The organism is Oceanimonas smirnovii ATCC BAA-899, assembly GCF_000381965.1.
In the GTDB taxonomy this organism is placed as follows: domain Bacteria; phylum Pseudomonadota; class Gammaproteobacteria; order Enterobacterales; family Aeromonadaceae; genus Oceanimonas; species Oceanimonas smirnovii.
Window position 1 is genome coordinate 56133 of record NZ_KB908461.1, and the last position, 25921, is coordinate 82053.

26 protein-coding genes and 1 other RNA gene are annotated in these 25921 nt (G+C 57.1%); 5 read left to right on the plus strand and 22 right to left on the minus strand.

All coding sequences use genetic code 11. From position 1 onward, the window contains the following. The 14 genes from G364_RS0110000 to rsmI form a co-directional block, all read right to left on the minus strand. On the minus strand, positions 1-918 hold the full coding sequence (locus G364_RS0110000; protein WP_019935008.1) for a D-alanine--D-alanine ligase: 918 nt from the start codon (positions 916-918) through the stop codon (positions 1-3). Beyond that, positions 915-2375 (minus strand): UDP-N-acetylmuramate--L-alanine ligase, encoded by a 1461-nt coding sequence (murC, locus tag G364_RS0110005; protein ID WP_019935009.1) that lies wholly within the window; start codon positions 2373-2375, stop codon positions 915-917. The genes G364_RS0110000 and murC overlap by 4 nt, the downstream gene beginning before the upstream one ends. Positions 2376-2388: 13 nt before the next feature. Further along, complete coding sequence (gene murG, locus G364_RS0110010; protein WP_019935010.1) at positions 2389-3456, minus strand: undecaprenyldiphospho-muramoylpentapeptide beta-N-acetylglucosaminyltransferase; 1068 nt, start codon at positions 3454-3456, stop codon at positions 2389-2391. Continuing rightward, entirely contained in the window at positions 3453-4628 is a 1176-nt protein-coding gene (gene ftsW / locus G364_RS0110015; protein WP_019935011.1) for a cell division protein FtsW, read from the minus strand. Before ftsW ends, murG begins: the two co-directional genes overlap by 4 nt. Beyond that, positions 4625-5923 carry a UDP-N-acetylmuramoyl-L-alanine--D-glutamate ligase gene (gene murD / locus G364_RS0110020; protein ID WP_019935012.1) on the minus strand — a complete coding sequence of 433 codons (1299 nt, stop codon included), beginning with the start codon at positions 5921-5923 and terminating at the stop codon, positions 4625-4627. The genes ftsW and murD overlap by 4 nt, the downstream gene beginning before the upstream one ends. Positions 5924-5927: 4 nt before the next feature. Next, a complete protein-coding gene (mraY, locus tag G364_RS0110025) occupies positions 5928-7010 on the minus strand; it encodes a phospho-N-acetylmuramoyl-pentapeptide-transferase (RefSeq protein ID WP_019935013.1) in 1083 nt (360 codons plus the stop codon). Next, on the minus strand, positions 7004-8344 hold the full coding sequence (locus G364_RS0110030; RefSeq protein WP_019935014.1) for a UDP-N-acetylmuramoyl-tripeptide--D-alanyl-D-alanine ligase: 1341 nt from the start codon (positions 8342-8344) through the stop codon (positions 7004-7006). The genes mraY and G364_RS0110030 overlap by 7 nt, the downstream gene beginning before the upstream one ends. Then, entirely contained in the window at positions 8341-9816 is a 1476-nt protein-coding gene (murE, locus tag G364_RS0110035) for a UDP-N-acetylmuramoyl-L-alanyl-D-glutamate--2,6-diaminopimelate ligase (protein ID WP_026344830.1), read from the minus strand. Before murE ends, G364_RS0110030 begins: the two co-directional genes overlap by 4 nt. Next, positions 9797-11545: a peptidoglycan glycosyltransferase FtsI gene (locus G364_RS0110040; protein WP_019935016.1), complete on the minus strand. Its 1749-nt coding sequence runs from the start codon at positions 11543-11545 to the stop codon at positions 9797-9799. Before G364_RS0110040 ends, murE begins: the two co-directional genes overlap by 20 nt. Next, the gene (gene ftsL / locus G364_RS0110045; RefSeq protein ID WP_019935017.1) at positions 11542-11853 is read right to left on the minus strand and encodes a cell division protein FtsL; all 312 of its coding nucleotides are present in this window, start codon (positions 11851-11853) and stop codon (positions 11542-11544) included. The genes G364_RS0110040 and ftsL overlap by 4 nt, the downstream gene beginning before the upstream one ends. Further along, the gene (rsmH, locus tag G364_RS0110050) at positions 11853-12797 is read right to left on the minus strand and encodes a 16S rRNA (cytosine(1402)-N(4))-methyltransferase RsmH (RefSeq protein WP_019935018.1); all 945 of its coding nucleotides are present in this window, start codon (positions 12795-12797) and stop codon (positions 11853-11855) included. Before rsmH ends, ftsL begins: the two co-directional genes overlap by 1 nt. 2 nt (positions 12798-12799) lie before the next feature. After that, the gene (gene mraZ / locus G364_RS0110055; protein WP_019935019.1) at positions 12800-13258 is read right to left on the minus strand and encodes a division/cell wall cluster transcriptional repressor MraZ; all 459 of its coding nucleotides are present in this window, start codon (positions 13256-13258) and stop codon (positions 12800-12802) included. 203 nt (positions 13259-13461) lie between these two features. Next, positions 13462-13844: RNase P RNA component class A (rnpB, locus tag G364_RS16870), an RNA gene on the minus strand. A gap of 51 nt (positions 13845-13895) precedes the next feature. After that, positions 13896-14735 (minus strand): 16S rRNA (cytidine(1402)-2'-O)-methyltransferase, encoded by an 840-nt coding sequence (rsmI, locus tag G364_RS0110060; RefSeq protein ID WP_026344832.1) that lies wholly within the window; start codon positions 14733-14735, stop codon positions 13896-13898. A gap of 81 nt (positions 14736-14816) precedes the next feature. On the opposite strand from rsmI, the gene G364_RS0110065 reads away from it, so the two are divergent. From G364_RS0110065 to dolP, 4 genes are read left to right on the plus strand one after another with little or no spacing between them, the layout of a single operon-like run. After that, entirely contained in the window at positions 14817-16574 is a 1758-nt protein-coding gene (locus G364_RS0110065; RefSeq protein ID WP_169336651.1) for a penicillin-binding protein activator, read from the plus strand. Beyond that, positions 16528-16911: a YraN family protein gene (locus G364_RS0110070; protein WP_040614592.1), complete on the plus strand. Its 384-nt coding sequence runs from the start codon at positions 16528-16530 to the stop codon at positions 16909-16911. Before G364_RS0110065 ends, G364_RS0110070 begins: the two co-directional genes overlap by 47 nt. A gap of 8 nt (positions 16912-16919) precedes the next feature. After that, the gene (locus tag G364_RS0110075) at positions 16920-17510 is read left to right on the plus strand and encodes a D-sedoheptulose-7-phosphate isomerase (RefSeq protein ID WP_019935023.1); all 591 of its coding nucleotides are present in this window, start codon (positions 16920-16922) and stop codon (positions 17508-17510) included. Positions 17511-17513: 3 nt separating this feature from the next. Continuing rightward, on the plus strand, positions 17514-18092 hold the full coding sequence (gene dolP / locus G364_RS0110080; protein WP_019935024.1) for a division/outer membrane stress-associated lipid-binding lipoprotein: 579 nt from the start codon (positions 17514-17516) through the stop codon (positions 18090-18092). Positions 18093-18138: 46 nt separating this feature from the next. On the opposite strand, the gene G364_RS0110085 is transcribed toward dolP, so the two are convergent. From G364_RS0110085 to zapE, 8 genes are all read right to left on the minus strand, one after another. Then, on the minus strand, positions 18139-18567 hold the full coding sequence (locus G364_RS0110085) for a ClpXP protease specificity-enhancing factor (RefSeq protein WP_211212440.1): 429 nt from the start codon (positions 18565-18567) through the stop codon (positions 18139-18141). A gap of 11 nt (positions 18568-18578) precedes the next feature. Continuing rightward, positions 18579-19208 (minus strand): stringent starvation protein SspA, encoded by a 630-nt coding sequence (gene sspA / locus G364_RS0110090; protein ID WP_019935026.1) that lies wholly within the window; start codon positions 19206-19208, stop codon positions 18579-18581. 88 nt (positions 19209-19296) lie between these two features. Beyond that, complete coding sequence (locus tag G364_RS0110095) at positions 19297-20031, minus strand: cytochrome c1 (RefSeq protein ID WP_019935027.1); 735 nt, start codon at positions 20029-20031, stop codon at positions 19297-19299. Further along, a complete protein-coding gene (locus G364_RS0110100) occupies positions 20028-21245 on the minus strand; it encodes a cytochrome b (RefSeq protein ID WP_019935028.1) in 1218 nt (405 codons plus the stop codon). Before G364_RS0110100 ends, G364_RS0110095 begins: the two co-directional genes overlap by 4 nt. A 4-nt stretch (positions 21246-21249) precedes the next feature. Beyond that, on the minus strand, positions 21250-21840 hold the full coding sequence (gene petA / locus G364_RS0110105; protein WP_019935029.1) for a ubiquinol-cytochrome c reductase iron-sulfur subunit: 591 nt from the start codon (positions 21838-21840) through the stop codon (positions 21250-21252). Positions 21841-22137: 297 nt separating this feature from the next. Continuing rightward, on the minus strand, positions 22138-22530 hold the full coding sequence (gene rpsI, locus G364_RS0110115) for a 30S ribosomal protein S9 (RefSeq protein WP_019935031.1): 393 nt from the start codon (positions 22528-22530) through the stop codon (positions 22138-22140). Between the two features lie 15 nt (positions 22531-22545). After that, positions 22546-22974: a 50S ribosomal protein L13 gene (gene rplM, locus G364_RS0110120; RefSeq protein ID WP_019935032.1), complete on the minus strand. Its 429-nt coding sequence runs from the start codon at positions 22972-22974 to the stop codon at positions 22546-22548. A 251-nt stretch (positions 22975-23225) separates the two neighbouring features. Next, complete coding sequence (zapE, locus tag G364_RS0110125) at positions 23226-24326, minus strand: cell division protein ZapE (RefSeq protein WP_019935033.1); 1101 nt, start codon at positions 24324-24326, stop codon at positions 23226-23228. Between the two features lie 208 nt (positions 24327-24534). Here zapE and G364_RS0110130 point away from each other — a divergent pair, with 208 nt between their 5' ends. Then, complete coding sequence (locus G364_RS0110130) at positions 24535-25893, plus strand: Do family serine endopeptidase (RefSeq protein WP_019935034.1); 1359 nt, start codon at positions 24535-24537, stop codon at positions 25891-25893. Positions 25894-25921: the final 28 nt, after the last annotated feature.

Sequence of the window (25921 nt, forward strand, 5' to 3'; positions counted from 1 at the left end):
TCAGCCGGCCATATCCAGCACACGCACCACCAGCTGATCAAAATCGAGACCGGCAACCCGGGCCGCCTTGGGTACCAGGCTGGTTTCGGTCATGCCCGGCACCGTGTTCACTTCCAGCAGCCACCACTGACCGGCTCTGTCTCGCATCAAATCCACCCGGCCCCAGCCGGTGGCGGCCACGCCGTCAAAGGCACGCAGACACAGCGCACCCAGCTCGGCTTCTTCCTGCTCGCTCAGGCCGCAGGGGCACAGATATTCGGTGTCACCCGACTGATACTTGGCGGAGTAATCATAAAAGGTGTGGGGCGTGCGCAGACGAATGGCCGGCAGTGCCCGCTCACCCAGAATGCTGACGGTGTATTCGTCGCCGTCGATAAAGCGTTCCAGCAGTACTTCGTCATCAAATTCAAAGGCTGCATCAACAGCTGCCGCCAGCTCTCCGGCGGTTTCCGCCCGGGCCATACCAATGCTGGAGCCCTCGTGAGACGGCTTGACGAACACAGGACCGCCGAAACGACCGAGCAGCAGATCCGCATCGGCGGCCTGAAACTGCCCCTTACGCACAATTTCAAAATCGGCAGTAGGCAGCCCCATGGCACGCCACACCTGCTTGGTGCGGATCTTGTCCATGGCCAGTGCTGCCCCCAGCACCCGGGAGCCGGTGTAGGGAATGCCCATATGCTCCAGCGCCCCCTGCAGGGTGCCGTCTTCTCCGCCCCGGCCGTGCACCACAATAAAGGCGCGATCAAAGCCGTCTTGCTTGAGCTGTGCCAGCGGGTAGTCTCTGGTGTCGATACCATGAGCATTCACCCCGGCCCGCTGCAGACCGGCGAGCACAGCAGCACCGGAGCGCAGCGAGACTTCCCGCTCGGCAGAGCGTCCGCCAAACAGCACTGCCACCTTGCCGAATTGTTTCATGACTGCTCTCCTTGCTGTTTCATGGCTTTCACCGAAAGTTCAAATCCGCCCAGCTTGCGTGCCAGGGCACCGATATTGCCGGCCCCCTGAGTCAGCACTATGTCACCATCCTGCATCAGTTCAGACAGCACAGCGGGTACTTCATCGGGCGTAGCCACATATATTGGTTCCTGGCCCCGGCTGCGGATACTGCGGCACAACGCCCGGCTGTCGGCACCGGGAATGGGTGCTTCGCCGGCACTGTACACCTCCAGCAGGATCAACACATCGCTTTTCGACAGTACATCGACAAAATCTTCATAGAGATCCCGGGTGCGGGTGTAGCGGTGGGGCTGATACACGGTTACCAGCCGGCGTTCGGGCCAGCCGGCGCGCACGGCATGCTGAGTGGCACGCACTTCACTCGGATGATGACCATAATCATCCACCAGCTTGACCTTGCCCCGGCCGGTGTCGAACTCGCCGTATTGCTGAAAACGCCGGCCCACACCCTCGAATTTCTTCAGCGCCGCCAGAATGGCGTCATCGTCAATGCCGTCTTCACAGGCCACGGCAATGGCCGCCGCTGCATTCTGGGCATTGTGGCGGCCGGGCAGGTTAAGCTGCACATCAAGGCAGGAGCCGTCGGGACGGCACACTCGAAACCGGCTGTGATCAGCACTTTGCTGAAAATCTTCTACCCGGTAGTCTGCCTCGGGATGAAAGCCGTAAGTCACAAACTGCCGGCCAATACGCGGTAACAACCCTTTGACGACCTCATCATCAATACACAACACCGCCAGACCATAGAAGGGCAAGTTGTGCAAGAAGTCGACAAAAGTACCTTCCAGCTTGCTGAAATCACCGCCATAGGTATCCATGTGATCCGCTTCAATATTAGTCACAATAGAGACCATCGGCTGCAGATGCAGAAAGGAGGCGTCGCTTTCATCCGCTTCGGCAATCAGATAACGACTGGTGCCCAGCCGGGCATTGCAGCCGGCACCGTTAAGCAGGCCGCCAATCACAAAGGTAGGATCCTGGCCGGCTTCGCCATAAATGCTGGCAATCAGACTGGTGGTGGTGGTTTTACCGTGAGTGCCGGCCACCGCCACACCATGACGAAAACGCATCAGCTCCGCCAGCATCTCGGCCCGGCGCACCACCGGAATGCGCAGATCCCGAGCTGCCAGCAGCTCGGGGTTATCGGCCTGAATGGCGGTAGACACCACCACCACGCTGGCACCGGCCACCTGCTGGGCATCGTGGCCCAGAAAAATGGTGGCACCCATGGCCTGCAGCCGGTCAGTAACCGGGTTGTAAGCAATATCAGAGCCGGTAATGGCATAACCTTCATTGGCCAGCACCTCGGCAATACCGCCCATGCCGGCCCCGCCAATACCGATAAAGTGAATGCGTCTGACCCGTCTCATCTCGGGAATCATGCTTCTCAGTTTTGCCAGTTCAACCTTGGTCATGCCTGTCTCTCGTTTATTGGGTCAGGGTGCGCAGGCACTGTGCCACCTGCGCCGCCGCATCGGTAATTGCCAGTTGCCGGGCTTTCACGGCCATCTGCTGCAGCCGCTCGCGGTTACCGGCCAGCTGCTCCAGCTGCTGTGCCAGTGCTGCCGGGGTCAGGCCAGCCTGTGGCATCAGCAGGGCTGCGCCCTCATTCACCAGCGCCTGTGCATTTTTGGTCTGGTGATCATCCACCGCATGAGGCAGCGGCACAAAAATGGCCCCCAGGCCGGCGGCGGCCACTTCCGATACCGTCAGGGCACCGGCCCGGCACACCACCAGATCTGCTTCGCCATAGGCAGCGGCCATATCGCTAATAAAGTCGCTTACGTCGGCCTGTACACCTTTTGCCTGATAGGCGGCGCGTACCGCCTCGCTGTTGCCCTTGCCACACTGGTGGCGCACCGCCACAGGCGCATTCACTTGTGCCAGCGCTGCAGGTAAAGTGTCGTTCAGAACCTTCGCTCCCAGACTGCCGCCCACCACCAGCAGACGCAGCGGCTGCGGTGCAAGGCTGATGCGTTCGGCCGGTGCCGGCAACGCTATCACATCGGGGCGCACCGGGTTGCCCACCACCTCGCCCTGCTCAAAAGCACCGGGAAAGGCCATTAATACCTTGCTGGCAATGCGTGCCAGCAGGCGGTTGGTCATGCCGGCAGCGGCGTTCTGCTCATGCAGCACCAGCGGAATGCCCGCCATTCTGGCCGCCACTCCGCCGGGTCCGGCGGCAAAACCGCCCATACCCAGCACCACATGGGGCTGTGTTTCCTTTAAAATTCTGCGCGCCTGCCGCACCGCATTGGCGATTTTAAAGGGAGCCGCCAGCAGCCGCCTGATGCCATTGCCGCGTACCCCGGAAATACTGATGGTATGCAGCGGATAACCGTGCTCCGGCACCAGCCGGGCCTCCATGCGATCCGCCGTGCCCAGCCAGTGAATGGTCCAGCCTTCACTGTGCAGCAGATCCGCCACCGCCAGCCCGGGGAACACATGGCCGCCAGTGCCGCCGGCCATCACCAGCAGCGTTTTGTTGTTGTTCATAGCGCCTCCCGCTGTCTGGCCTGCATGTTGTCGCGACGCCATTCAAAATCGATGCGCACCAGAATGGCCACGGCGGCACTCATCACCAGCAGACTGGAGCCGCCATAGCTCACCAGTGGCAGGGTCAGGCCTTTGGTGGGCAGCATGCCCGAGGCCGCGCCCACATTCACTACGGTCTGAAAGCTGAACCAGATGCCGATGCCCATGGCCAGATAGCCTTCGTACTGGCGTCCGCCCATCAGTACCTTCTGGCCGATACGCAGCGCCTTGAACGCCAGCCAGCACTGCAGCAGCAGTACCAGCAATACACCGGTAAAGCCCAGCTCTTCGCCCAGAATGGCAAACACAAAGTCGGTATGGGCTTCGGGAAGATATTCCAGCTTCTGAATGGAGTTGCCCAGGCCTTCACCAAACCAGCCGCCCCGGCCAAACGCCATCAGCGACTGAGTAAGCTGGTAGCCGCTGCCAAAGGGATCATCCCAGGGATTCAGAAACGAAGTCACCCGTTTAACCCGGTAAGGTGCCATGGCAATCAGCCCGGCTACCAGTGCCATACCCAGCAGCACCAGGCTGATAAACTGGCCCATGCGGGCACCGGCAATAAACAGCATGCCCAGCGTAGTCACAAACAACACCACCACTGAGCCCAGATCCGGCTGCATCAGCAACAGGAAGGACAGCATGCTCATTACCGCCAGCGGCTTGAGAAAGCCTTTCCAGTGGCTGCGCACTTCGTCCTGCTTGCGTACCAGAAAACCGGCCAGAAAGGTAAACAGTGCCAGCTTGGCAATTTCTGCCGGCTGCACGTTGAACAGCCCCAGCGCCAGCCATCGCTTACTGCCGTTTATCTCCCGGCCTACCACCAGTACCAGCATCAGCATGATCAGCGCCAGGATCAGAAAGCTGGCATTGTATTGCTGCCAGCGGGCCATGGGGATCTGCAGCACCAGGGCACTCAGAAACAGACAAACCAGCAAAAAGATGCCGTGACGTTTTACAAAGAAAAAAGCGTCATCGCCCACGGCGATGCCTTCAGCAATGGAGGCCGACGACACCATGACCAGCCCAATGGCCATCAGCGCCAGCGATAAAATAACCAGCTGACGATCATAGATATGCCCCTGAGACGGCCGCAGCAGCCAGTCCATGCTGAAAGCAGGCAGCAGCTTCATAGCGCCTCCACCAGCGACACAAAATGATCGCCCCGGGCCGGATAGTTAGGGTACATATCCAGACTGGCACAGGCCGGTGCCAGCAGCACCCAGTCGCCGGCGGCGGCCTGTCCGGCGCACCAGGCCACGGCTTCATTCATGCTGGCCACGGCGTGCGTATTGGCACCAAGCGCCAGCAACTGCTCCTTGTCCTGCCCCAGGCAGGCCATGCCGGCAATGCGGGTTTGCAGCAGCGGTACCAGCGGAGAAAAGTCCTGCCCCTTGCCCTGACCACCGGCAATCAGCCAGAGCCGGCCGTTTATATCACCGGCAATGCCGTCGATGGCCGCCAGAGTGGCTCCCACATTGGTGGCTTTGGAGTCGTTAATCCAGCGTACGCCATTTTTTTCAGCCACAAACTGGCAACGATGGGCCAGGCCGGTAAAACGGCGCAGCACCGCCAGCTGAGCGATGCGGGAAATACCGGCTTTATCTGCCAGGGCCATGGCAGCCAGGGCATTGAGCTGGTTGTGAGCACCGACAATGCGCAGCTCGCGCACTGCCAGTACCGGCTCGCCGTGCACACTGAGCCACAGTTCGCCATTCTGTTCCAGACGGCCATAGTCCTGCCCGTTCAGGCCAAAGCTGAGCGCTTTGCTCCCCTTTGGCGGATATGTCTCGCTGTCTTCCCGGTTATAAACGCACAGACCTGCCCCCTGATAAATGCCGAGCTTGGTATCCCGGTAATGTGCCAGCGAGTCGTAACGATCCAGATGATCTTCACTGATATTCAGCACGGTAGCCGCCAGTGCCTTCAGCCCCGGCGTGGTTTCCAGCTGAAAGCTGGACAGCTCCAGCACCGCCAGCGCCAGTGGCTGCTCCAGCAGCGCCAGTGCCGGCGTGCCGATATTACCGCCCACGCCCACGGCCAGCCCGGCTTCAGCCGCCATCTCACCCACCAGGGTAGTGACGGTACTTTTGCCGTTGGAGCCGGTAATGGCAATCACTGGAGCTGTACATTCACGCAGAAACAGCTCCACATCACCGATAATTTCCACCCCGACGGCGGCCGCCTGCTGCAGTTCGGGCGTAGCCAGCGGCACACCCGGGCTGACGATAATCAAGTCGGCACCACAGAGCACTTCAGGGTTCAGGCCGCCAAAGTAACATTCCAGTCCTGCCGGCAGCTGTTCGGCACCCGGCGGCGCTGTGCGGGTATCCATCACCACAGGGCGCACGCCCTTGCGCACGCAGTGGTGCACACAGGAAAGCCCCGTTTGCCCCAGTCCGATAATCACAGTGCGTGCAGGAATCATGATGTTATCTCAGCTTCAGAGTGGCCAGGCCGGTAAGCACCAGCATCAGGGTAATGATCCAGAAACGGACAATCACACGAGGCTCGGGCCAGCCTTTCAGTTCATAGTGATGATGAATGGGTGCCATGCGAAAAATTCGCTGGCCCCGCAGCTTGTAGGAACCCACCTGCAGGATCACCGACAGGGTCTCGATAACAAAGATGCCGCCCATGATCACCAGCAAAAATTCCTGGCGTACCAGCACCGCAATCACGCCCAGGGTGGCACCCAGTGCCAGCGAGCCTACATCGCCCATAAATACCTGAGCGGGAAAGGTGTTAAACCATAAAAAACCGAGACCGGCGCCGACAATGGCAGTGCACACCACGGTCAGCTCGCCGGCATTGGCCACATAGGGAATATGCAGATATTCGGCAAAGTTGACGTTACCGGTGGCCCAGGCCACCAGGGCAAAGCCTGCTGCCACCATTACAGTGGGCATAATCGCCAGGCCGTCCAGCCCGTCAGTCAGGTTGACCGCATTGCTGGAGCCGACGATCACGAAGTAACTGAGGATCACAAAAAACAGACCAAGCTGAGGCATGACGTCCTTGAAAAACGGAACAACCAGCTGGGTCTGAGCCGGATCCTTGGCTATCCAGTACACAAAAATGGCCGCTGTCAGCGCTGCCGCCGACTGCCAGAAATACTTCCAGCGGGCGATCAGACCGTCGGTGTTTTTGCGTACCACCTTGCGGTAGTCATCCACAAAGCCGATGGCACCAAAGGCAATCAGTACAAACAGCACCACCCATACATAGGGGTTGGACAACCGTGCCCACAGCAGCACAGAGACAGAAATGGCGATCAGTATCATCAGGCCACCCATGGTAGGGGTACCCGCCTTGCTGAAATGAGACTCAGGACCATCGTTGCGTACTACCTGGCCGATTTGAAGCTTCTGCAGCCGGCGGATCAGCCTTGGTCCAATCCATAAAGACACCATCAGGCCGGTCAGAATGGAGACGATGGCCCTGAAGGTCAGATAAGAAAAAACGTTAAAAAAGCTGAAATGGGGAGTCAGCCATTCCGCCAGCCAGACTAGCATAGCTCTCCCTCCTGAATGGCCCGGACCAGCTGTTCCATCCGCGCGCTGCGTGCACCCTTAACCAAAACGACCACCTTGTTGTGTGCTGCCAGCGCTGCTTTCAGCACTGGCCACAATTGTTGTTTATTCTCGAAATGACGGCCATTGGCCGCCGTTGCCGTATGGTGGCTGTCCCGGCCAGCGGTCAGTACCTCATCAATACCCAGCTTGCGGGCATGCTCACCCACTTTGCTGTGCATTTCGCGGCTGTAATCACCCAGCTCGGCCATATCACCAAACACAAAAATGCGGTAACCCGGCAGGCTGGCCAGGGTATCAAGCCCTGCCAGCACCGACGCTACGCTGGCATTATAGGTATCATCCAGCACCGTCAGACCGGGTCGCGTCCATACCTGTAAACGACCTTTGGCCTGTCCGAAGGCGGCAAGTCCGGTCGCAATGTCGGCCAGACTGGCACCCAGCTGCTCGGTACCGGCGGCAGCGGCCAGGGCATTGGCCACATTGTGTTTGCCGGGCACCGGCAGCTGTACTTCAATTTCGCCCTGGGGCGTCAGCAGCCGAAAGTGAGCACAGCCAGCAGCATTCAGGCTGATATTACGGGCCTGATAGTCCCGGCGCTCACCAAAATAAATCAGTTCCACCTGTTGTTTCCACAGGTTGCAGAACGGACTGTCACCGTTGGCAATGGCCACACCGCCGGGCACCAGACCGCTGTAGATTTCACCTTTGGCCTGAGCGATGCCTTCCAGCGAGCCGAAGCCCTCCAGGTGAGACGCCTCCACATTGTTGATCAGGGCCGCATGGGGTTTCGTCAGCGAGCTGGTCCAGGCGATTTCACCGATATGGTTGGCACCCAGCTCAATCACGGCGTAGTCAGTGCTGTCGGTCAGCTCGCACAGGGTCAGAGGCACACCAATCTCGTTATTGAGGTTACCCCTGGTGGCCAGCACTTCCCCCTTCTGGCGCAGTATGCTGGCGGCCATCTCTTTGACCGTGGTTTTGCCACAGCTGCCGGTAATGGCCAGCACTTTGGCATGGCTGGCATCACGTACCAGACCGCCCAGAACGCCCAGCGCGAGCCGGGTATCGGCCACTCTGATCTGGGGCACATCCAGAGCCTGCCAGCGCTCCACCAGCAGCGCAGCGGCACCCTGCTTCACTGCCTGAACAGTAAAATCGTGGGCATCAAAGCGCTCGCCGGACAGGGCCACAAACAGGCAGCCATCACTCGTGGGCTGCCGGCTGTCGGTGGATACTGCCAGAATGTTCTGATCGGTGCCGCGCAACTCACCGCCGGATGCCTCGGCCAGCCGGCTCAGGGAAAGTGTAATCACAATGTCACTCCCAGCAGCGCCGCCACGGTTTCCCGGTCGCTGTAATGCATGATCTCTGTACCCACAATCTGATAATCCTCATGGCCCTTGCCGGCCACCAAAATAATATCCTGCTCGTCCGCGTGTTCTATGGCGTATGCAATGGCATCACGCCGGCCATGGATTACCTGCGCTGCCGCCGGATTGCTGAGCCCGGCCTGCATGTCGGCAATAATGGCTGCCGGCGACTCAGTACGGGGATTATCGTCGGTAAGGATAACCACATCGGCACCTTGTTCCGCTGCTGCCGCCATCAAGGCCCGCTTGCCCTTGTCCCGATCGCCGCCGCAGCCGCTCAGACACCAGAGCCGGCCCTTGCAATGCTGCTGCAGCGCCTGCAATACCTGCTCAATCGCATCGGGTGTATGGGCATAATCCACCACCAGCAGGGGTTTACCCGGCGCAGTAAACGGCTCCATCCGCCCGGCCACGCCCGTCAGTTTGGGCGCGGTCGCCAGCAGCTTTTCAAAGGACTCGCCCAGCACCAGCAGTGCTCCCATCGCCGCCAGCAGGTTGGCCACATTAAAACGGCCGATCAGGGGGGCGGATAATACACCATTCCCCCAGTCGGAGTTAATGGTCACTTTCACTCCGTCACCATAAAAGTGAACGGTTTCCGCCACCAGCTGACGCCCCCTGAAATCTGCTACCCGCCCGTGCAGACTGTAAGCCACTGCATCGGGGTAATGGCCCAGCCAGCGCCGGCCAAATACGTCATCGGCGTTAATCACCCGCCCTTTGGTACACAGCTCAAAAAGGCTCCGTTTGACTTCACTGTATTCCGCCATGGTGCCGTGATAATCCAGATGATCCCGGCTCAGATTGGTAAACACCGCCACGTCAAAATCAAGCGCAGCCACGCGATGCTGGTGTAAACCATGAGACGACACTTCCATCGCCACTCTGCGTGCACCAGCGCCAAGCATACGCGCCAGCTGCTGCTGCACCTCCAGCGCTGACCCTGTGGTATTGACCGCCGGCTCAAGCTGGCCGCACAGCCCATTACCCAGGGTTCCCATGACACCGCTGGTAGTACCAAGCAGCTGACCCCAGTGCGCAATCAGCTGAGAAACCGTACTTTTGCCGTTTGTGCCGGTCACACCGGCCAGCTGCAGCTGCCGGGCAGGCTCACCATAAAAAGCGCCCGCCAGCAGCGACAATTTGGCTGGCAGGTCAAACACGCCCAACAAACGGTGGTCCCGGCTGTTCAGGCCGGCTTCTTCCTGAGTGTCGGTCTGATAAATTACCGCTGCCGCACCCTGCTCCAGCGCCTGCCCGATAAAACGACGACCATCGGCATGATGGCCTTTAACAGCAATAAACAGACAGCCGGCAGACACAGCCCGGCTGTCGAGGGTCATTCTGTTTATGGCAATGGCCGGGGCCGCATGCCCCAGCGCGCTTGCCAGCTCTCTAAGAGTGAGGGACAACACTTGCCTCCTGTCCTGCCAGCTGGAATTGTTCTTCGGTGGCGGCATCGGGGCGAATATTCAGCAGCTGCAGGGCACCGCTCATCACCTCGGCAAAGACGGGTGCCGCCACCAGACCGCCGTAATATTGATCGCCCTGAGGTTCATTGATCACCACCACCATGGCCAGACGAGGGTTACTCAATGGTGCCACACCAGCAAACAGCCCCACATAATCACTGCCATAACCACCGGCAATGGCCTTGCGCGAGGTACCGGTCTTGCCGCCCACCCGATAACCGGGAATAGCCGCCCGAGTGGCGGTACCACCGGGATTAACCACACTTTCCAGCATTTGTAATACCGCATCAGCATGCTGGCGGGGAATGACCTGCTCGCCGGTGGGCGGCTGGTTACGTTTCACAATGGAAAGCGGATAACGCACACCGCCGTTAGCCAGAATGGCGTAAGCCTGAGCCAGCTGCAGCGGGGTTACCGTCACGCCATATCCAAAAGAAAGGGTCGCCTGCTCTATTTCGGACCAGCGCCGGCGTTGGGGAACCATACCAGTGCTTTCACCCACCAGCCCCATGCCCGAATCGATCCCCAGCCCAAAGCGATACAGGGTATCCAGCATCTGGGCCGGCGTTTCTTCCATGGCCATCCGCACCATGCCCATGTTGGAGGAGTGTTTAAGTACGGTTTCTACGCTGATGTTGCCCAGATTGCGATGGTCCGCTACCCGCTTGCCACCAAGGCGCATCCAGCCCGGATTGGTATCTATCATGCTGCCGGCATTAATAACGCCGTTCTCCAGCGCGCTGACCACTATCATCGGCTTGAGAGTTGAACCGGGTTCATAGGTGTCGGTTACGGCGCGGTTACGGGCACGAAAACTCTGATACTGACTACGGTTATTGGGGTTGAAAGAAGGTGCGTTCACCATGGCGATGACTTCACCGGATTTTACATCAAGCATCACCAGTGAGGCCGAAGTGGCTCTGTGATATTCAAAGGCCCGCTTGAGAGAACGGTAAGCCAGTGCCTGCACCCGCTGATCGATGCTCAGTTCAATGTGATTGGCTTCACGGGCAGCCGATACCACGCCCAGATCTTCAATCACCCGGCCCAGACGGTCCTTGCGCACTTTGCGCTCACCGGGCAACGCGGTCAGCCAGTCATTAAAGCCCCGCTCTATCCCTTCGATACCAGAGCCGTCTATGTTAGTCATGCCCACCAGGTGGGCGTTGATTTCACCGGTAGGATAAAAGCGGCGTTCCTCCGGGCGCAGGTGCACACCAGGCAGGCGCAGCTTGCGAATATATTCGGCTACTGCCGGCGTGACCTGTCGCTGCAGATAAACAAAACGGCGTTTGGGATCCTGTACTCGCTTCAGCAGAGTATCGTGAGGCACGCCCAGCACTTCTGCCAGTGCCTGCCAGGCCTGTTGTTTATCCAGACTGTGCTCGGCATGGATCTGCTTGGGATCCGCCCAGACCGCCTGCACCGGCACAGAAACGGCCAGCTCTTCGCCATTACGATCCATGATCATGCCACGGGAGGTATTACTGACAGCAGTGGAACGCAGCGAGCGCAGATCGCCTTCGAGACGTAGCCGATCCGGCGAAATTACCTGGATCCATGCAGCCCGGGCAAACAGGGCCACAAAGGCCAGTAAAATGACGCCGCAGGTAAAGTAAAACCGGCCACGGGCCATCATGGGTTCTTTTTTCTGCTTCTTGCGCCAGCTCATGGTTGCCTCACCAGTTTCTCCTTGCTTGGCTCGGGTCGTTTCATATTCAGTTTTTCCCGGGCCAGTGCTTCAATCCGGCTGTGCTCCATCAGAGTATTTTGCTCCAGCAGCAGATTACGCCATTCAATATCCAGCTTGTCCTGCTCCGCCATCAGCTGATTATATTCACTGGTTTTCTGCCGCGTACTGTGAGTCACCACTATCACTGACATCGCCGAGATAACGGTAATAATGGCCAGCAGCAGCAGCCATTTGTATCGCCACAGATCCCGTCCCACTTCCCGGGTCAGGTTAATGCGGCTGTCCATCAGGCTTCTCTGTCCAGTCGTTCAGCGACTCGCAGCACTGAGCTGCGGGCTCTGGGGTTGGCAGCCACTTCTTCAGCTGAAGGTTTCTGTGCCTTGCCCACACTTTTGAGCGTGCGGCCACCGGCCAGCTGAGCCTCGGTTAATGGCAGTCCGGGAGGCACTTCAGGTCCTTTTTCCTGCTTACGAATAAAATGTTTGACCAGCCGGTCTTCCAGAGAATGAAAACTGATCACCGACAAACGACCGCCGGTTGCCAGCACACGCAAGGCACCATTGAGCGCCTGGTCAATTTCATCCAGCTCGCTGTTAATGTAGATGCGAATGGCCTGAAAACTGCGGGTGGCGGCGTGCTTGTTCTTTTCCTTACTGGGGTTCACCCGGGCGATCATCTCTGCCAGCTGACGGGTACGGGTCCAGGGCGTGGTCTGGCGATCAAGCACGATGGCCCGGGCAATTTTGCGGGCATGACGCTCTTCACCAAAGGTTTTAAGCACCCAGGCAATGTCGTCTGCATCGGCATGGTTGAGCCAGTCGGCGGCACTCTGGCCGCTGGTTGGATCCATGCGCATATCCAGAGGACCGTCTTTCTGAAAGCTGAAACCGCGCTCGGCTTCATCCAGCTGCGGCGAAGACACACCAAGATCGAGCAGAACGCCGTCAATCTTGCCGGTCAGTCCCGCGGCTTCCATCATGTCGGCCAGACGGGAGAAAGGGCCATGAAGAATAGTAAAGCGGGGATCATCAATTTGTTCGGCCACGGCAATAGCGGCCGGATCCCGGTCAATGGCCAGTAACCGGCCATTCGGGCCAAGTTTTGACAAAATATGGCGCGAGTGACCGCCCCGGCCAAAGGTGCCATCCACATAAATGCCGTCAGGGCGAATATTGAGGCCGGCCACTGCTTCATCCAGCAGTACGGTAATGTGTGCCTGTTGTTCACTCATTGTTATAGCGAAAAGTCCCGCAATCGTTCCGATGACTCCCACCCCTCATGATCAAGAGCCAGTAAATCATCGTTAATTTGTTGTTGCCAGCGAAGCTCACTCCAGATTTCAAAGCGATTGAGCTGTCCCACCAGCATGATTTTTTTCTCAAGCCCGGCATGCAGCCGCAGCGGTGCCGGAACCAGAAAGCGTCCGTTTCCGTCCAGCTCACATTCGGTGGCATGGCCCAACAGCAATCGCTGCAGACGCCGCTCTGTTGGCTGTGTGCTCGACAGGCTGCGCAGCTTGTGTTCTATCAGCTCCCATTCGCCAAGCGGATAGAGCAGCAGACAGGGGTGACTGATGTCGATGGTACAAACCAATAAGCCGTCGCATTGTTCACGCAACGGCTCACGATATCGGGTTGGTATGGCCAGCCGCCCTTTACTGTCAAGGCTGATGGCATGGGCACCACGCAACATTCAGAGTCCCTGTTATTGGCTTTGTTCCACAAAGATCCACTTTTTCCCACCGCAACAAGTGTAAGGAGGCAATACCGGCATTTCAAGCAAGGAAATAGCCATCAGAAGAAAAGGTGGTTACTGAATAAAGGATAAAAAGCTGGCGCAAGCGGCCGGGAATAATAAAACAGCGCAACTCGAAGAGTTGCGCTGTTTTAAGGAAGATAATGAGCTGGCCTGTAAGCCGGGTTCTGTATCGGGCAAGCCCGATTGACAATCATTCCTCTAGGCCGGCAATCGCTCGCCGGCTCCAGCAACCTACCCGCCTCCAGCGCGGGCCGCGCCTGTAGGAGGCCTATTTGGTCTTGCTCCGGGTGGAGTTTACCGTGCCACGGACTGTTGCCAGCCGCGCGGTGCGCTCTTACCGCACCCTTTCACCCTTACCTGTGCCCGAAGGCCATCGGCGGTCTGCTCTCTGCTGCACTGGTCGTGGGCTCACGCCCCCCAGGCGTTACCTGGCACCCTGCCCTGTGGAGCCCGGACTTTCCTCCCCCTCGCCCGTCTGCCAAAAGCACAACGACGAAGCAGCGATTGTCCGGCCAGCTCAGTGCGCAGTGTAACCCAGCCACGCCTGTGGTGCCAGAGTAAATCCGCATCGTTACAAGCCTGCTTCAAGCCCGTGCTTATACAATGCATTTTTTTTCAGCCCATAAATATCGGCAGTCAGCGCAGCGGCTTTTTTCAGCCCCAGATCGGCACTCAGCAAGGCCAGGGTTTTCTGCGCCGGCAGCGGCAAAGCGTCAGCATCAGCCTTGTGTCCGGCTACCATCAGCACAATTTCACCCCGGCAGCGGTTACTGTCTTCCTTAAGCCATGCCAGCATGTCGCCTGCCGGCAGGCCGTGAATGGTTTCAAAGGCTTTGGTCAGCTCCCGGGCCACCACCAGCCGGCGGGCTTCCCCCATCACCTCAACCAGAGCCGTCACCGTATCCAGCAAACGCCGGGGCGACTCATAAAACACCATGGTTCTGGGTTCATCCTTCAGGCTTTCCAGCTTGTCGTGACGGGCCTTGTCTTTTGCGGGCAAAAAGCCTTCGAACACAAAGCGATCCGTAGGCAGCCCCGCTGCCGACAAGGCAGTCACTGCCGCACAGGGACCGGGCAGCGCCACTACCTGAATACCCGCCTCACGACACCGGTTGACCAGATGATAACCGGGATCGCTGATAAGCGGTGTACCCGCATCGGACACCAGCGCTATGCTTTTCCCTTCCAGCAGCCGGGTAACCAGCTGCTCCGCCTTGTGCTGCTCGTTGTGGTCATGCAAGGCCCAGGTCGGTGTGCCAATCTGATAATAAGATAATAATTTCCCGGTGTGGCGAGTGTCTTCACAGGCAATGACATCTACCTGTTTCAGAGTATCCAGAGCGCGCTGGCTGACATCAGCCAGGTTACCGATAGGGGTAGGCACAATATATAAGGCAGCTTGGCTCATCATGACTCCTGTGCAAGCAATTGTTTCACCGTGCCGGCCCGATTACACTTAGGACCAGAATGACTCAGCATGGGAAATAAGGGATTGGCAACTCAACTTCAGCGCATCAGTGTAACACGACTGCTGTTTACTCTGGTGCTTTCAACCATACTCACCGCCTGTGGCAGTGGGTTTCTGCAGCCTGCCGTTACGCCGGAACCGGCACCAGACATGTTCAGCCCGCTGGTGCGTCCGGCAGATCAATACCGGGTTCAGGCTGATATCGCCACCGGTGACAATGCTTTTGCCTGGCAGGTGCTTACCATTCGCTCTTTGTTACAACAAGGCAGCCAGCAGGAAGCCGAAGCCAGATTGCAGGCGTTGCGCGCCACGGCAAGCCTGTCTCAGCAACCCGTGGTACAGCTGCTTGCTGCTGCCTCCCGGCTGACTCAAAACCAGCCAGCCGAAACCTTGTCACTGCTTGATAATATCGATACAGGGGCATTGTCATCTTCCGGTCAGGCCTACTGGTGGCTGCTCAAGGCCAACGGCCATGAGCAGCAGCGTCAGCCGGTGCAGGCTGCCCTGGCGCTGATTGCCCGTAATGAACTGCTGTCGGGCCCTGAGCAACGCCGGGACATTGATCGTATTTATCAATTACTCAGTGCTCAATCTCCCTCCGTACTGCGCAGCGCTCAGAGCGATAACCTTTCGGCCACAGCCAACGGCTGGCTGCGCCTGCTGGCGATTCTGAACAGTCAGGACATTCCCGCCGAGCAAAAAAACTGGCAGCTGCTGTCATGGGAGCGCAGCTATAAGGATCATCCTGCCCGTATTTACCTTCCGCAAGTACAGGACCAGGTGCAGGCACCTGGCTTTGATGCCAGCCATATAGCGGTATTGCTGCCGTTGTCGGGCCGGCTGGCAGAGCAGGGCGAGGCTATTCGTAACGGCATTCTCAGTGCCGGACAGGGACAATCGGCGCGAGTCAGCTTTTTTGATACTCAAAATCAGGACATGGCCGCTCTTTATCAGCAGATTATGCAGTCCGGCGCTGATATGATTCTGGGCCCTTTATTGAAGGATAACGTAGATACATTGCTCAAGCTGGATCCGGCCTTACCGGTACTGGCGCTTAATCAGCCCGCTTACCAGCCGGAACTGGCTACTTTCTATTACTTTTCGTTAGCGCCCGAGGGTGAGGCAAGCGATGCTGCTCGCCGTATGTGGGAAGAAGGGCATCAGCAACCACTGATTTTTGCGCCCGATAATGAGCTTGGCCGGCGAGTCTCGGCAGAGTTCAACCGCCAGTGGCAAACATTTAGCGGTCAGCCGGCTGCCGTATCCTACTTCAGCAATCAGGCCAGCATTGAAAAGGATGTGCGCAGAGCGCTCGGCAGCCATCATGCCGACTCGGTATTTATGCCCACCAATGCTGCCGAAACCCGCTTTATTCTTCCCTATTTTGATTTTGTGCGGGACAGTCGTGCCACACGCCTGCCGACCTATGTCATTTCACGCAGTTATATTCCTGCCGGTGAAGCCCCCATGGGCGAACTGGCCGGACTGCGGCTGGCAGATATGCCCTGGATGTTTGATGGTGCACCTCAGCTGAAAGAAGAGATTCTCGGCTTGTGGCCGAGTGCTGGCAGCGCCTGGCTGCGACTGTTTGCTCTTGGCTATGACGCCCGGGCAATTATTCCCCAGCTGCCGGCGTTGCGTCGTGGTGCGCCCGGAGTACCGGGCCTGACCGGCGAGCTGACAGTATCACCGGAAGGCGTAGTACAGCGGCGCCTGCTATGGAGGGAGTACGACAATGGCAACTGGATACCGATCGGGGCAAACGCCGAACTTCAGGAATAAACGACAATACGGCGCGCTGTATGAGCGCCGTGCCGAAGACTACCTTCGCGCTCAGGGACTGACGCCGGTACAACGCAACTATCAGTGCAAACCGGGTGAGATCGATCTTGTGATGCGCCAGGGCGACACCCTGGTGTTTGTGGAAGTTCGCTTTCGGCAACGGGAAGACTTTGGTGGCGCAGCCATGTCAGTTACCTATGGCAAGCAACAAAAGTTACGCCGTGCAGCATTGTGTTATTTACAAATGAAAGGGCTGAATGAAGCCCATCAGTCCTGTCGTTTCGATCTGGTGGCCATTGACGGTGATCAGGTTAACTGGATACAAAACGCCTTTTGAGGAATCTCATGCAGGAAGAAATCAAAGCCAGCTTTACTGAAAGCATTCAGACCAAAATTGCCGCCGCCGAGGCGCTGCCCGACGATATTCTGGCGGCGGCTCAGATGATGGTCATGTGCCTGCTCAACGGTAACAAACTGCTGGTATGCGGGAATGGCGGCTCCAACGCACTGGCCCAGCTGTTTGTCAGCGAGCTTATCAACCGCTATGAAACAGAACGCCCTGCGCTGCCGGCCATGTGTCTGACCCTGGATACCAGCAGCATCAGCGCCATTGCAGTGGACCATCACTTTGACGATGCCTATGCCCGCCAGATCCGAGCATTTGGACAAAGCGGCGATGTGCTGGTCGTTATCTCTACCAGCGGTCACAGCCGAAACCTGATCAAGGCCGCCGAGGCCGCGCTCAGCCGGGACATGACCATCGTCGCCCTGAGCGGCGGCGACGGCGGCGAACTGGCAGGCCTGCTTGGCCCCAATGATGTGGAAATCAGGGTTCCGGCACTGCGGGCACCGCGCATTCACGAGGTAAACCTGCTCACCCTGCACTGTCTGTGCGACCTGATTGACCGCACGCTTTTCCCCAGCCAGGAGGACTGATTAATGAACAAGACACTGATGGTGATACTGACCTCACTCACCTTGCTGCAGGGCTGCGCCGGGCTGGTGGCCGCAGGCGGTGCAACCGGTGCCAACATGATCACCGACAGGCGCACCATAGGTACGCAAATCAGCGATCAAACCATTGAGATGCGTGCCCTTCACCGGCTGGGAGAAGAACAGCCCATGTGGGACCAGAGCCGTTTTGCCGCCATTGCCACTAACGGAAAAGTATTACTGATTGGTCAGACTCCCAGCGAGGAATACCGCACCCGGGCCGAGCAAATAGTGGCTGACGTACCCGGTGTTAAGGAAGTTTTTAATGAAATACGCACCGGTCAGCCTGTTTCTCTCAGCCAGCAAAGCAAGGACACCTGGCTTACCTCAAAAGTGAAAAGCACACTGCTGGCAGAAAAAAATCTTGACGGCACCAAGCTCAAGGTCGTGACTGAAAATACCGAAGTATTTCTGATCGGTCTGGTAACCCGCAAGGAAGCGGATATCGCCGTGCAGCTGAGCCGTAACGTGGCTGGCGTATCCCGGGTGGTCACCGCGTTTGAATATATACAGCCGGCCCCTTAAGCCGGCAAAACGCGCAAACAAAAACGCAGCCTTGCGGCTGCGTTTTTTATTTAATGACTTTGAGGTTTGGTCTGCCTTTTTTAGGCGCAGGCGAAGACGGCTCAGACTCTGTTACGGACTCAGGCAATGTTTCTTCGCTGGCTGCTTCCAGCCAGGCCTCATAAGCCGGCTCCGGCGGAAAGAAAGTGCCGGCACCGTTTTCACGGGCCTGAATGGCCACCACTGCCGCCATCGGAATATACACCTGCAGCGGCTGGCCGCCAAAACGGGCATTGAAGCTGACCGCTTCATTGTCCATCTGCAGACCGAGCACAGCGCTGGGAGAGATATTCAGCACTATCTGACCGTCATTCACATACTGGCGCGGTACTTCGGTATGAGGTACTTCAGCATTAACCAGCAGATGCGGCGTCAGATCGTTGTCCAGCAACCAGTCATAAAACGCCCGCAGCACATAAGGACGGCTTGGGGTCATTTCATCCATGGTCACACCTTGCTGCTCAGATCACGCTCGGTTTCAGTCAGTGAGGCCTGAAAGGAATCCCGCTCAAACAGACGTACCATATACGCCTTGATTTCCTTGGCGCCACGGCCGGACAGCTCTATGCCCAGAGACGGCAGACGCCACAGCAGCGGCCCCATATAGCAGTCAACCAGGCTGAACTCTTCACTCATAAAATAAGGATATTCGGCAAACACAGGCGCAATGGACAGCAGTGCTTCACGCAGCTCTTTACGGGCTTCATCCGCCTTGTCACCACGCTGAATGCGCTCAGCCAGCGCGTACCAGTCCTGCTCAATCCGATGCATCATCAGCCGGCTGTTACCTCTGGCCACCGGATAAACCGGCATCAGGGGCGGATGAGGAAAGCGCTCATCCAGGTATTCCATAATGATATGAGATTGATAAAGCACCAGCTCACGATCCACCAGGGTGGGCAGAGTACCGTAAGGGTTCAGTTCCAGCATATCTTCGGGCAGGCTGTCAGGCTCTACCTGGCTGATTTCCACACTGACGCCTTTTTCTGCCAGCACAATACGTACCTGATGGCTGTAGATATCATCAGCACCGGAAAACAGCGTCATGATGGAACGTTTATTGGCCGCAACTGCCATTGAATCCTCCAGAAATCAAAAATGGGAACGGCAATGGAAGCATTATACCCCCATTGCCGCTCACCTGCTCAGCTCAGTCGACGTCGGCTCAGTGCACGTCGCGCCAGTATTCTTTCTTCAGCAGATAGGCAATGATGAAGAAGATAACCAGAAAGCCCAGCACCCAATAACCCATGCGCTGGCGCTCCAGTTTAACCGGCTCACCGGAATAGACCAGGAAGTTAACAATATCCAGTACTGCCTGATCATATTCAGCCGGGGTCAGCTCGCCATTACCATCAGCCTGAATACCCACCGGAGTGACCACTTCAACACCGTCAACCATGCGGGTTTCGGTTTTCAGATGGGCACTGCCCTGCAGCGGCTCCAGTACGTGAGGCATACCCACGGACGGGAACACCAGGTTGTTTACACCAAAGGGACGGGTCTCGTCCTTATAGAAAGAACGCAGGTAAGTGTACAGCCAGTCGGCACCACGCACCCGGGCAACCAGGGTCAGATCCGGCGGTGCGGCGCCAAACCAGTTAGCGGCATCCGCTTCAGGAATGGCGTTTTCCATCAGATCCCCGATGGCAACACCGGTGAAGTTCAGGTTGGCCTGCATCACGTCTTCCGGAATACCCAGATCTTCGGCAACACGGTTATAACGCTGATACTGAGTGCTGTGACAGCCTGAGCAGTAGTTCATAAACAGCTTGGCACCGTTTTGCAGCGAGGCCTTGTCACTCAGATCGTAATCCGCCTCATCGAGGTGAACCTTTCCGCCGGCGGCAAAGGTCAGGGCCGGCAACAGTGCAAATAATGCAACAACTATCCTTTTCATTTGAACGTTACCCTCTCTGGCAGCGGCTTGGTTTTTTCGTTTTTGCTGTAGAAGAACAACAGCACGAAGAAGGCAAAATAGCCGAACGACGTAATCTGTGCCAGCAGCGTCAGTACCGGCGTAGACGGCAGCGCGCCCAGAATACCCAGAATAATAAAGCAGATCACAAACTGAACGATGTTCAGCAGGTGCAGCTTGCTGCGATAGCGGAAGGAACGCACCTTGCAGCGATCCAGCCAGGGCAGCACAAACAGTACGGCAATGGACAGACCCATCAGAATAACGCCCATCAGCTTGTCAGGAACCGCACGCAGAATGGCGTAGAAGGGAGTGAAGTACCATACCGGTGCAATATGCTCAGGGGTCTTCAGGCCATTGGCTGCTTCAAAGTTCGGCGCTTCCAGGAAGTAGCCGCCACCTTCAGGCATAAAGAAGATCACGAACGCAAAGAAGAACAGGAAACCGGCCACACCCACAATGTCTTTCACGGTGTAGTAGGGGTGGAAGGGAATGGCGTCTTTTGGCCAGCCGTTCTCATCCTTGTTTTTCTTGATATCGATACCGTCCGGGTTGTTGGATCCCACTTCGTGCAGCGCAACGATGTGCAGGAACACCAGGATCACCAGCACCAGCGGCAGCGCAATCACGTGCAGCGCAAAGAAGCGGGTCAGAGTCGCACCGGAGATAACATAGTCACCCCGAATCCACAGGGTCAGATCGTCACCAATAACCGGAATGGCCCCGAACAGCGAGATAATTACCTGCGCACCCCAGAACGACATCTGGCCCCAGGGCAGCAGATAACCCATAAAGGCTTCCGCCATCAGTACCAGGAAGATCAGCATGCCGAACAGCCACAGCAGTTCGCGCGGCTTCTGGTAAGAGCCGTAGATCAGACCACGGAACATGTGCAGATAAACCACCACAAAGAAGGCGGACGCACCGGTACTGTGCATGTAACGCAGCAGCCAGCCGTACTCTACATCACGCATGATGTATTCGATGGAGGCAAAGGCACCTTCACCGGACGGGTTGTAATTCATGGTCAGCCAGATACCGGTGAGGATCTGGTTTACCAGTACCAGCATGGCCAGTGAGCCAAAGAAGTACCAGAAGTTAAAGTTTTTGGGCGCGGGATACTGACCTACATGCTTGTTGTAGGTCGCTGTCATCGGAATGCGCTCGTCGATCCAGCTTACGAGTTTACCCAGCATGGTGTTAGGCTCCTTCCTTGTCTTCACCCACCAGTATGGTGGCGTCGTTGACATAGTAATAAGGGGGAATGACCAGGTTCAGCGGAGCCGGAACTCCCTGGAACACACGGCCAGCCATATCAAACTTGGAACCATGACAAGGGCAGAAAAAGCCGGCGCTCACACCCTGTACCTGCTCGCCAAAGCTGTCAGGCAGATAGGTGGGCGAACAGCCCAGGTGAGTACACAGACCCACGGCCACAAATACTTCCGGCTTGATAGAACGGTATTCGTTCTGGGCATATTCCGGCTGTTGCGGCTGCTCGGACGCAGGATCCCGCAGCTGGTTATTATGCTTGGGCAGACCGTCCAGAATCTCCTGGTTACGGCGAACCACCCAAACCGGCTTGCCACGCCACTCAACCCGAATCAACTGACCGGGCTCCATTTTGCTGATGTCGACTTCTACCGGCGCGCCGGCGGCTTTTGCCTTGGCGCTGGGGTTCCACGATGCGATGAAAGGCACAGCGGCAAAAGCAGCTCCGACCCCACCCACGACTGTGGTTGACCAGGTCAGAAATCTGCGGCGACCGGTATCAACTGGCGCATTGCTCATCCAAAAACTCTCCCATTTGGTCTCCGCGCATTTATTTTTCGTTCCATGCATTGATACTGCTGTGTGACAACCGCGGCGGATATTCTGGTTTCAATTGCCACAAAAAACCCGGAAATTCTAATGAAAAGCGCGCACTTTTACAAGGACGCGCACCGTGTCACAGATCGCGAATATCAGGCTCAAATTTGTTTCAAATCAACAAATAAGCAACAATCAATCACGCTGCAGAAACGGGCTTTCGATCATAAAAAAGCCCGGATAAACCGGGCTTTTTGATATACAAGACTGCAGTCCCAATTAACGCTTGGAGAACTGGGGACGCTTACGCGCCTTGTGCAGACCAACTTTCTTACGCTCAACGCGACGGGCGTCACGGGTCACGAAGCCGGCCTTACGCAGGGCACCGCGCAGGGTCTCGTCATATTCCATCAGCGCACGGGTAATGCCGTGACGGATGGCACCAGCCTGGCCTGAGATACCACCACCGGCGACGGTGATGTACAGGTCCAGCTTTTCGCTCAGCTCGGTCAGTTCCAGCGGCTGACGAACCACCATGCGGGCGGTTTCGCGACCGAAATACTGATCCAGTGAACGCTTGTTGATAACGATGTTACCGCTGCCCGCTTTTACGAATACACGCGCAGTGGAGCTTTTGCGACGGCCGGTACCGTAGTATTGAGTTTCTGCCATTTGCCTAATCCCGCCTTAGATGTCCAGTACTTGAGGTTGTTGCGCAGCATGGTTGTGCTGGCTGCCCGCAAAGACTTTCATCTTGCGGTACATGGCACGACCCAGGGGGCCGCGAGGCAGCATGCCGCGTACGGCAGACTCGATAACCATCTCGGGCTTGCGCTCGATCAGCTTTTCAAAGCTGATGGACTTGATGCCACCGGGGAAACCGGTGTGAGAGTAGTAAATCTTGTCTTCGGCTTTATTACCGGTTACCTGTACTTTCTCGGCGTTGATAACCACGATGTAGTCACCGCAGTCAACGTGAGGAGTGTATTCAGGCTTATGCTTACCGCGCAGGCGGCGGGCAATCTCGGTGGCCAGACGACCCAGAGTTTTGCCCTCTGCATCAACAACATACCAGTCACGCTTAACGGTTTCTGGCTTAGCAACAAAAGTTTTCATGGATGAACCCAAATTACTGAAAATGAATCCTACACTTGCGCACATGCGCAAAACACGATCAGACCTTCCGCCCCTTCGAGCAGTTGTCTGCTTACTGTGATGCCACCTTATCGGCAGCTGTGTAACGTGGGCCGGGCGATTATAGGTAAAGTTGCCTTAAAAATCACCTGCTAATTTCAATGCCCGTTGAAACCGGCTGGCTCGCCCGCCCTTTTCCCGACCATGCCTCGGATCGGGGCCGCATATTGTGACTAAGGAAGGTGCTCTCTGGCAAGATATTCATGTGATTGCATTTCAGTCAGCCGGGATAAACAGCGCCGGAACTCAAAATTAAGCCGTCCTTCCCCATAAAGTTGCTCCATAGGCACCGCTGCCGACATGATCAGCGTCACGTGGCGCTCATAGAATTCATCTACCATGGCGATAAAGCGCCGGGCAGCATCGTCGCTGTCGAGCCCCATGGGCTGCACATTGGCCAGTAAAACCGTATGGTAGCAACGGGCCAGCTCGATATAGTCCAGCTGCGAGCGGGCAGTGCAGCACAGCTCATGAAAGTCAATGTAAAGTACACCATCACCTTCCGCAACGGCACTTAACTGCCGGTGATTCACTTCTATTTCAGTTTCCCAGCGTCCGGACTCATTGCTGAGCTGAGAAAAATACTGTTCAAGGTTAGCGCTGGCCTGGGCATCCAGTGGCGAATGATAAATCTCAGCCTGCTGCAGGGTCCGCAGCCGGTAGTCAGTGCCCGAATCCACGTTGACCACTTCGCAGTTAGCCTTGATAAGGTCAATGGCCGGCAAAAACCGGGCCCGCTGCAGGCCATTGCGGTACAACTCATCGGGGGGAATATTGGAGGTGGCTACCAGTGTCACCCCATGGCCGAACAGATATTCGAACAGGGTGCCGAGGATCATGGCATCGGTGATGTCGGACACAAAAAACTCGTCAAAACAGATCACCCTGGCATCCCGCGCCAGCCGCTCTGCCACCACTTTAAGCGGATCTGCTTGCCCCTTCAGACTTTTCAGCTCATCGTGTACCCGCACCATAAAACGGTGAAAGTGCACCCTTAGCTTGCGCTCAAAAGGCAGACAGTCGTAGAAAGTATCCATCAGATAGGTTTTGCCCCGGCCTACTCCCCCCCAGAAATAAAGTCCGCGCACTGCAGTAACCGGCGTCTCTGTCTTGCCGGTCAGCCGCTGCCACAAACTGGGCCTGGGGGTAACGGGCGGAGCTGCCGTCAGGTCATCATAAAGACGCTGCAGGTGACTAACGGCCTGCGCCTGGGCGGCATCTTTCACAAAATCGGGACGATTCAAATCTGACTGATATTTGCTGCTGGGAGTCATGACGGTCACGGAGTAAATACAGGGGCTTCAGTGTATGGCTGACCGCTGACGGCAGCAAGAATGAGCCGGCAGAGGCTTGATCTTCCACACAAAAAGCACAATTAATGAAGGTAACCGCATTTCGTTACCAGCGCGGAACTCCCCTTGCCGCCATGAGTCTGACAGACAACTTCCGGCATTTATTGTGTTAACAGTTAGGAGCATATGCATGAAAGGTCGACGTCTTCTGTTGTCCGCCCTGGCCCTGAGCCTGGGCCTGACCACCATTCCTGCGGCACAGGCCGCCCTGCCCTTTGGCGCAGGCAGTGAAATCAACAGTCTGGCCCCGGTGGTGGAGAAGGTCAGCCCGGGCGTGGTCAATATCTCGGTATCGGGAAACAAGGTCAGCCGTCAGGTCCTGCCCGAACCGTTCCGGTTCTTTTTTGGCCCAAACATGCCCGGTGAGCAGGTGCGGGAACGTCCCTTTCAGGCGCTGGGCTCAGGCGTGATTATTGATGCCAAAAAAGGTTATGTGATCACCAATAATCATGTCGTTGAAGATGCTGACAAGATTTTGATTACTCTGATCGACGGCCAGGAATATGAAGCTGAACTGATCGGTGCAGACAAGGAATCAGACATTGCCGTGCTCAAGGTGGACGCCAAAAACCTGGTAGAAATCAGCTTTGCTGACTCAGACCAGTTACGCGTAGGTGACTTTGCCATTGCTATCGGTAACCCCTTTGGCCTGGGCCAGACAGTGACCACCGGCGTAATCAGCGCGCTGGGGCGTACGGGCCTGAATGTAGAAAACCTGGAAAACTTTATTCAGACCGACGCCGCCATCAACTCGGGTAACTCCGGTGGTGCTTTGCTGGATCTCAAAGGAAATCTGGTGGGCATCAATACCGCCATTCTCGGCCCCGGCGGCGGCAATATCGGCATCGGGTTTGCCATTCCGGCCAACATGGTGAAGAACCTGGCAGATCAGATACTTGAGTATGGTGAAGTACGCCGGGGTGTGCTTGGTGTAATGGGCGGCGAGCTCACGTCCGATCTGGCCCGCACCTTTGGCTATCGCAGTCAGCACGGTGCCTTTGTCAGTCAGGTACTGGAAGACTCTGCTGCCGATGAAGCCGGGCTGAAGGCCGGAGACATTATCATCAGTCTGGACGGCAAGCCCATTCGCTCCTTTGGTGAACTGCGCGCCAAGGTAGCCACCATGGGGGCAGATCGCACCGTGGAACTGGGCCTGTTCCGTGACGGCAAGGAAAAAACCGTTGAAGTCACGCTGGACAAAGCCAGTGAACAGAAAGTTGCTGCCAACACCCTGCATCAGGCGCTCGAAGGTGCCTCACTGGCCAACAGTGACCGTGGTGACAGCGTACGCGGCGTGCGCGTCACCGAGGTGGTTCCCCGCTCACCGGCGGCCATGTCCGGCCTGGAGGAAGGTGACGTCATTATCGGCGTCAACCGCCAGCGGGTAAAAGAGCTGGGCGAGCTGCGCAAGATTATTGAGGGTAAGCCCGAAGTGCTGGCGCTGAATATTCAGCGTGGTAATTCATCCATCTATCTGGTACTAAGATAACTTACTGAAATGAAAGGGAGTCTGTCTC

What these genes read in the sequence shown, in the direction of transcription:
- murC (WP_019935009.1), bottom strand. Translation starts at nt 2,375, where the DNA reads ATGACCAAGGTTGAACTGGCAAAACTGAGAAGCATGATTCCCGAGATG.
- dolP (WP_019935024.1), top strand. Translation starts at nt 17,514, where the DNA reads ATGAACAAGACACTGATGGTGATACTGACCTCACTCACCTTGCTGCAG.
- G364_RS0110040 (WP_019935016.1), bottom strand. Translation starts at nt 11,545, where the DNA reads ATGAGCTGGCGCAAGAAGCAGAAAAAAGAACCCATGATGGCCCGTGGC.
- murD (WP_019935012.1), bottom strand. Translation starts at nt 5,923, where the DNA reads ATGATTCCTGCACGCACTGTGATTATCGGACTGGGGCAAACGGGGCTT.
- G364_RS0110070 (WP_040614592.1), top strand. Translation starts at nt 16,528, where the DNA reads ATGGCAACTGGATACCGATCGGGGCAAACGCCGAACTTCAGGAATAAA.
- G364_RS0110075 (WP_019935023.1), top strand. Translation starts at nt 16,920, where the DNA reads ATGCAGGAAGAAATCAAAGCCAGCTTTACTGAAAGCATTCAGACCAAA.
- G364_RS0110130 (WP_019935034.1), top strand. Translation starts at nt 24,535, where the DNA reads ATGAAAGGTCGACGTCTTCTGTTGTCCGCCCTGGCCCTGAGCCTGGGC.
- petA (WP_019935029.1), bottom strand. Translation starts at nt 21,840, where the DNA reads ATGAGCAATGCGCCAGTTGATACCGGTCGCCGCAGATTTCTGACCTGG.
- rpsI (WP_019935031.1), bottom strand. Translation starts at nt 22,530, where the DNA reads ATGGCAGAAACTCAATACTACGGTACCGGCCGTCGCAAAAGCTCCACT.
- G364_RS0110095 (WP_019935027.1), bottom strand. Translation starts at nt 20,031, where the DNA reads ATGAAAAGGATAGTTGTTGCATTATTTGCACTGTTGCCGGCCCTGACC.
- sspA (WP_019935026.1), bottom strand. Translation starts at nt 19,208, where the DNA reads ATGGCAGTTGCGGCCAATAAACGTTCCATCATGACGCTGTTTTCCGGT.
- ftsL (WP_019935017.1), bottom strand. Translation starts at nt 11,853, where the DNA reads ATGGACAGCCGCATTAACCTGACCCGGGAAGTGGGACGGGATCTGTGG.
- mraY (WP_019935013.1), bottom strand. Translation starts at nt 7,010, where the DNA reads ATGCTAGTCTGGCTGGCGGAATGGCTGACTCCCCATTTCAGCTTTTTT.
- rsmH (WP_019935018.1), bottom strand. Translation starts at nt 12,797, where the DNA reads ATGAGTGAACAACAGGCACACATTACCGTACTGCTGGATGAAGCAGTG.
- rplM (WP_019935032.1), bottom strand. Translation starts at nt 22,974, where the DNA reads ATGAAAACTTTTGTTGCTAAGCCAGAAACCGTTAAGCGTGACTGGTAT.
- zapE (WP_019935033.1), bottom strand. Translation starts at nt 24,326, where the DNA reads ATGACTCCCAGCAGCAAATATCAGTCAGATTTGAATCGTCCCGATTTT.
- ftsW (WP_019935011.1), bottom strand. Translation starts at nt 4,628, where the DNA reads ATGAAGCTGCTGCCTGCTTTCAGCATGGACTGGCTGCTGCGGCCGTCT.
- rsmI (WP_026344832.1), bottom strand. Translation starts at nt 14,735, where the DNA reads ATGATGAGCCAAGCTGCCTTATATATTGTGCCTACCCCTATCGGTAAC.
- G364_RS0110085 (WP_211212440.1), bottom strand. Translation starts at nt 18,567, where the DNA reads ATGACCCCAAGCCGTCCTTATGTGCTGCGGGCGTTTTATGACTGGTTG.
- murG (WP_019935010.1), bottom strand. Translation starts at nt 3,456, where the DNA reads ATGAACAACAACAAAACGCTGCTGGTGATGGCCGGCGGCACTGGCGGC.
- mraZ (WP_019935019.1), bottom strand. Translation starts at nt 13,258, where the DNA reads ATGTTGCGTGGTGCCCATGCCATCAGCCTTGACAGTAAAGGGCGGCTG.
- G364_RS0110100 (WP_019935028.1), bottom strand. Translation starts at nt 21,245, where the DNA reads ATGCTGGGTAAACTCGTAAGCTGGATCGACGAGCGCATTCCGATGACA.
- G364_RS0110000 (WP_019935008.1), bottom strand. Translation starts at nt 918, where the DNA reads ATGAAACAATTCGGCAAGGTGGCAGTGCTGTTTGGCGGACGCTCTGCC.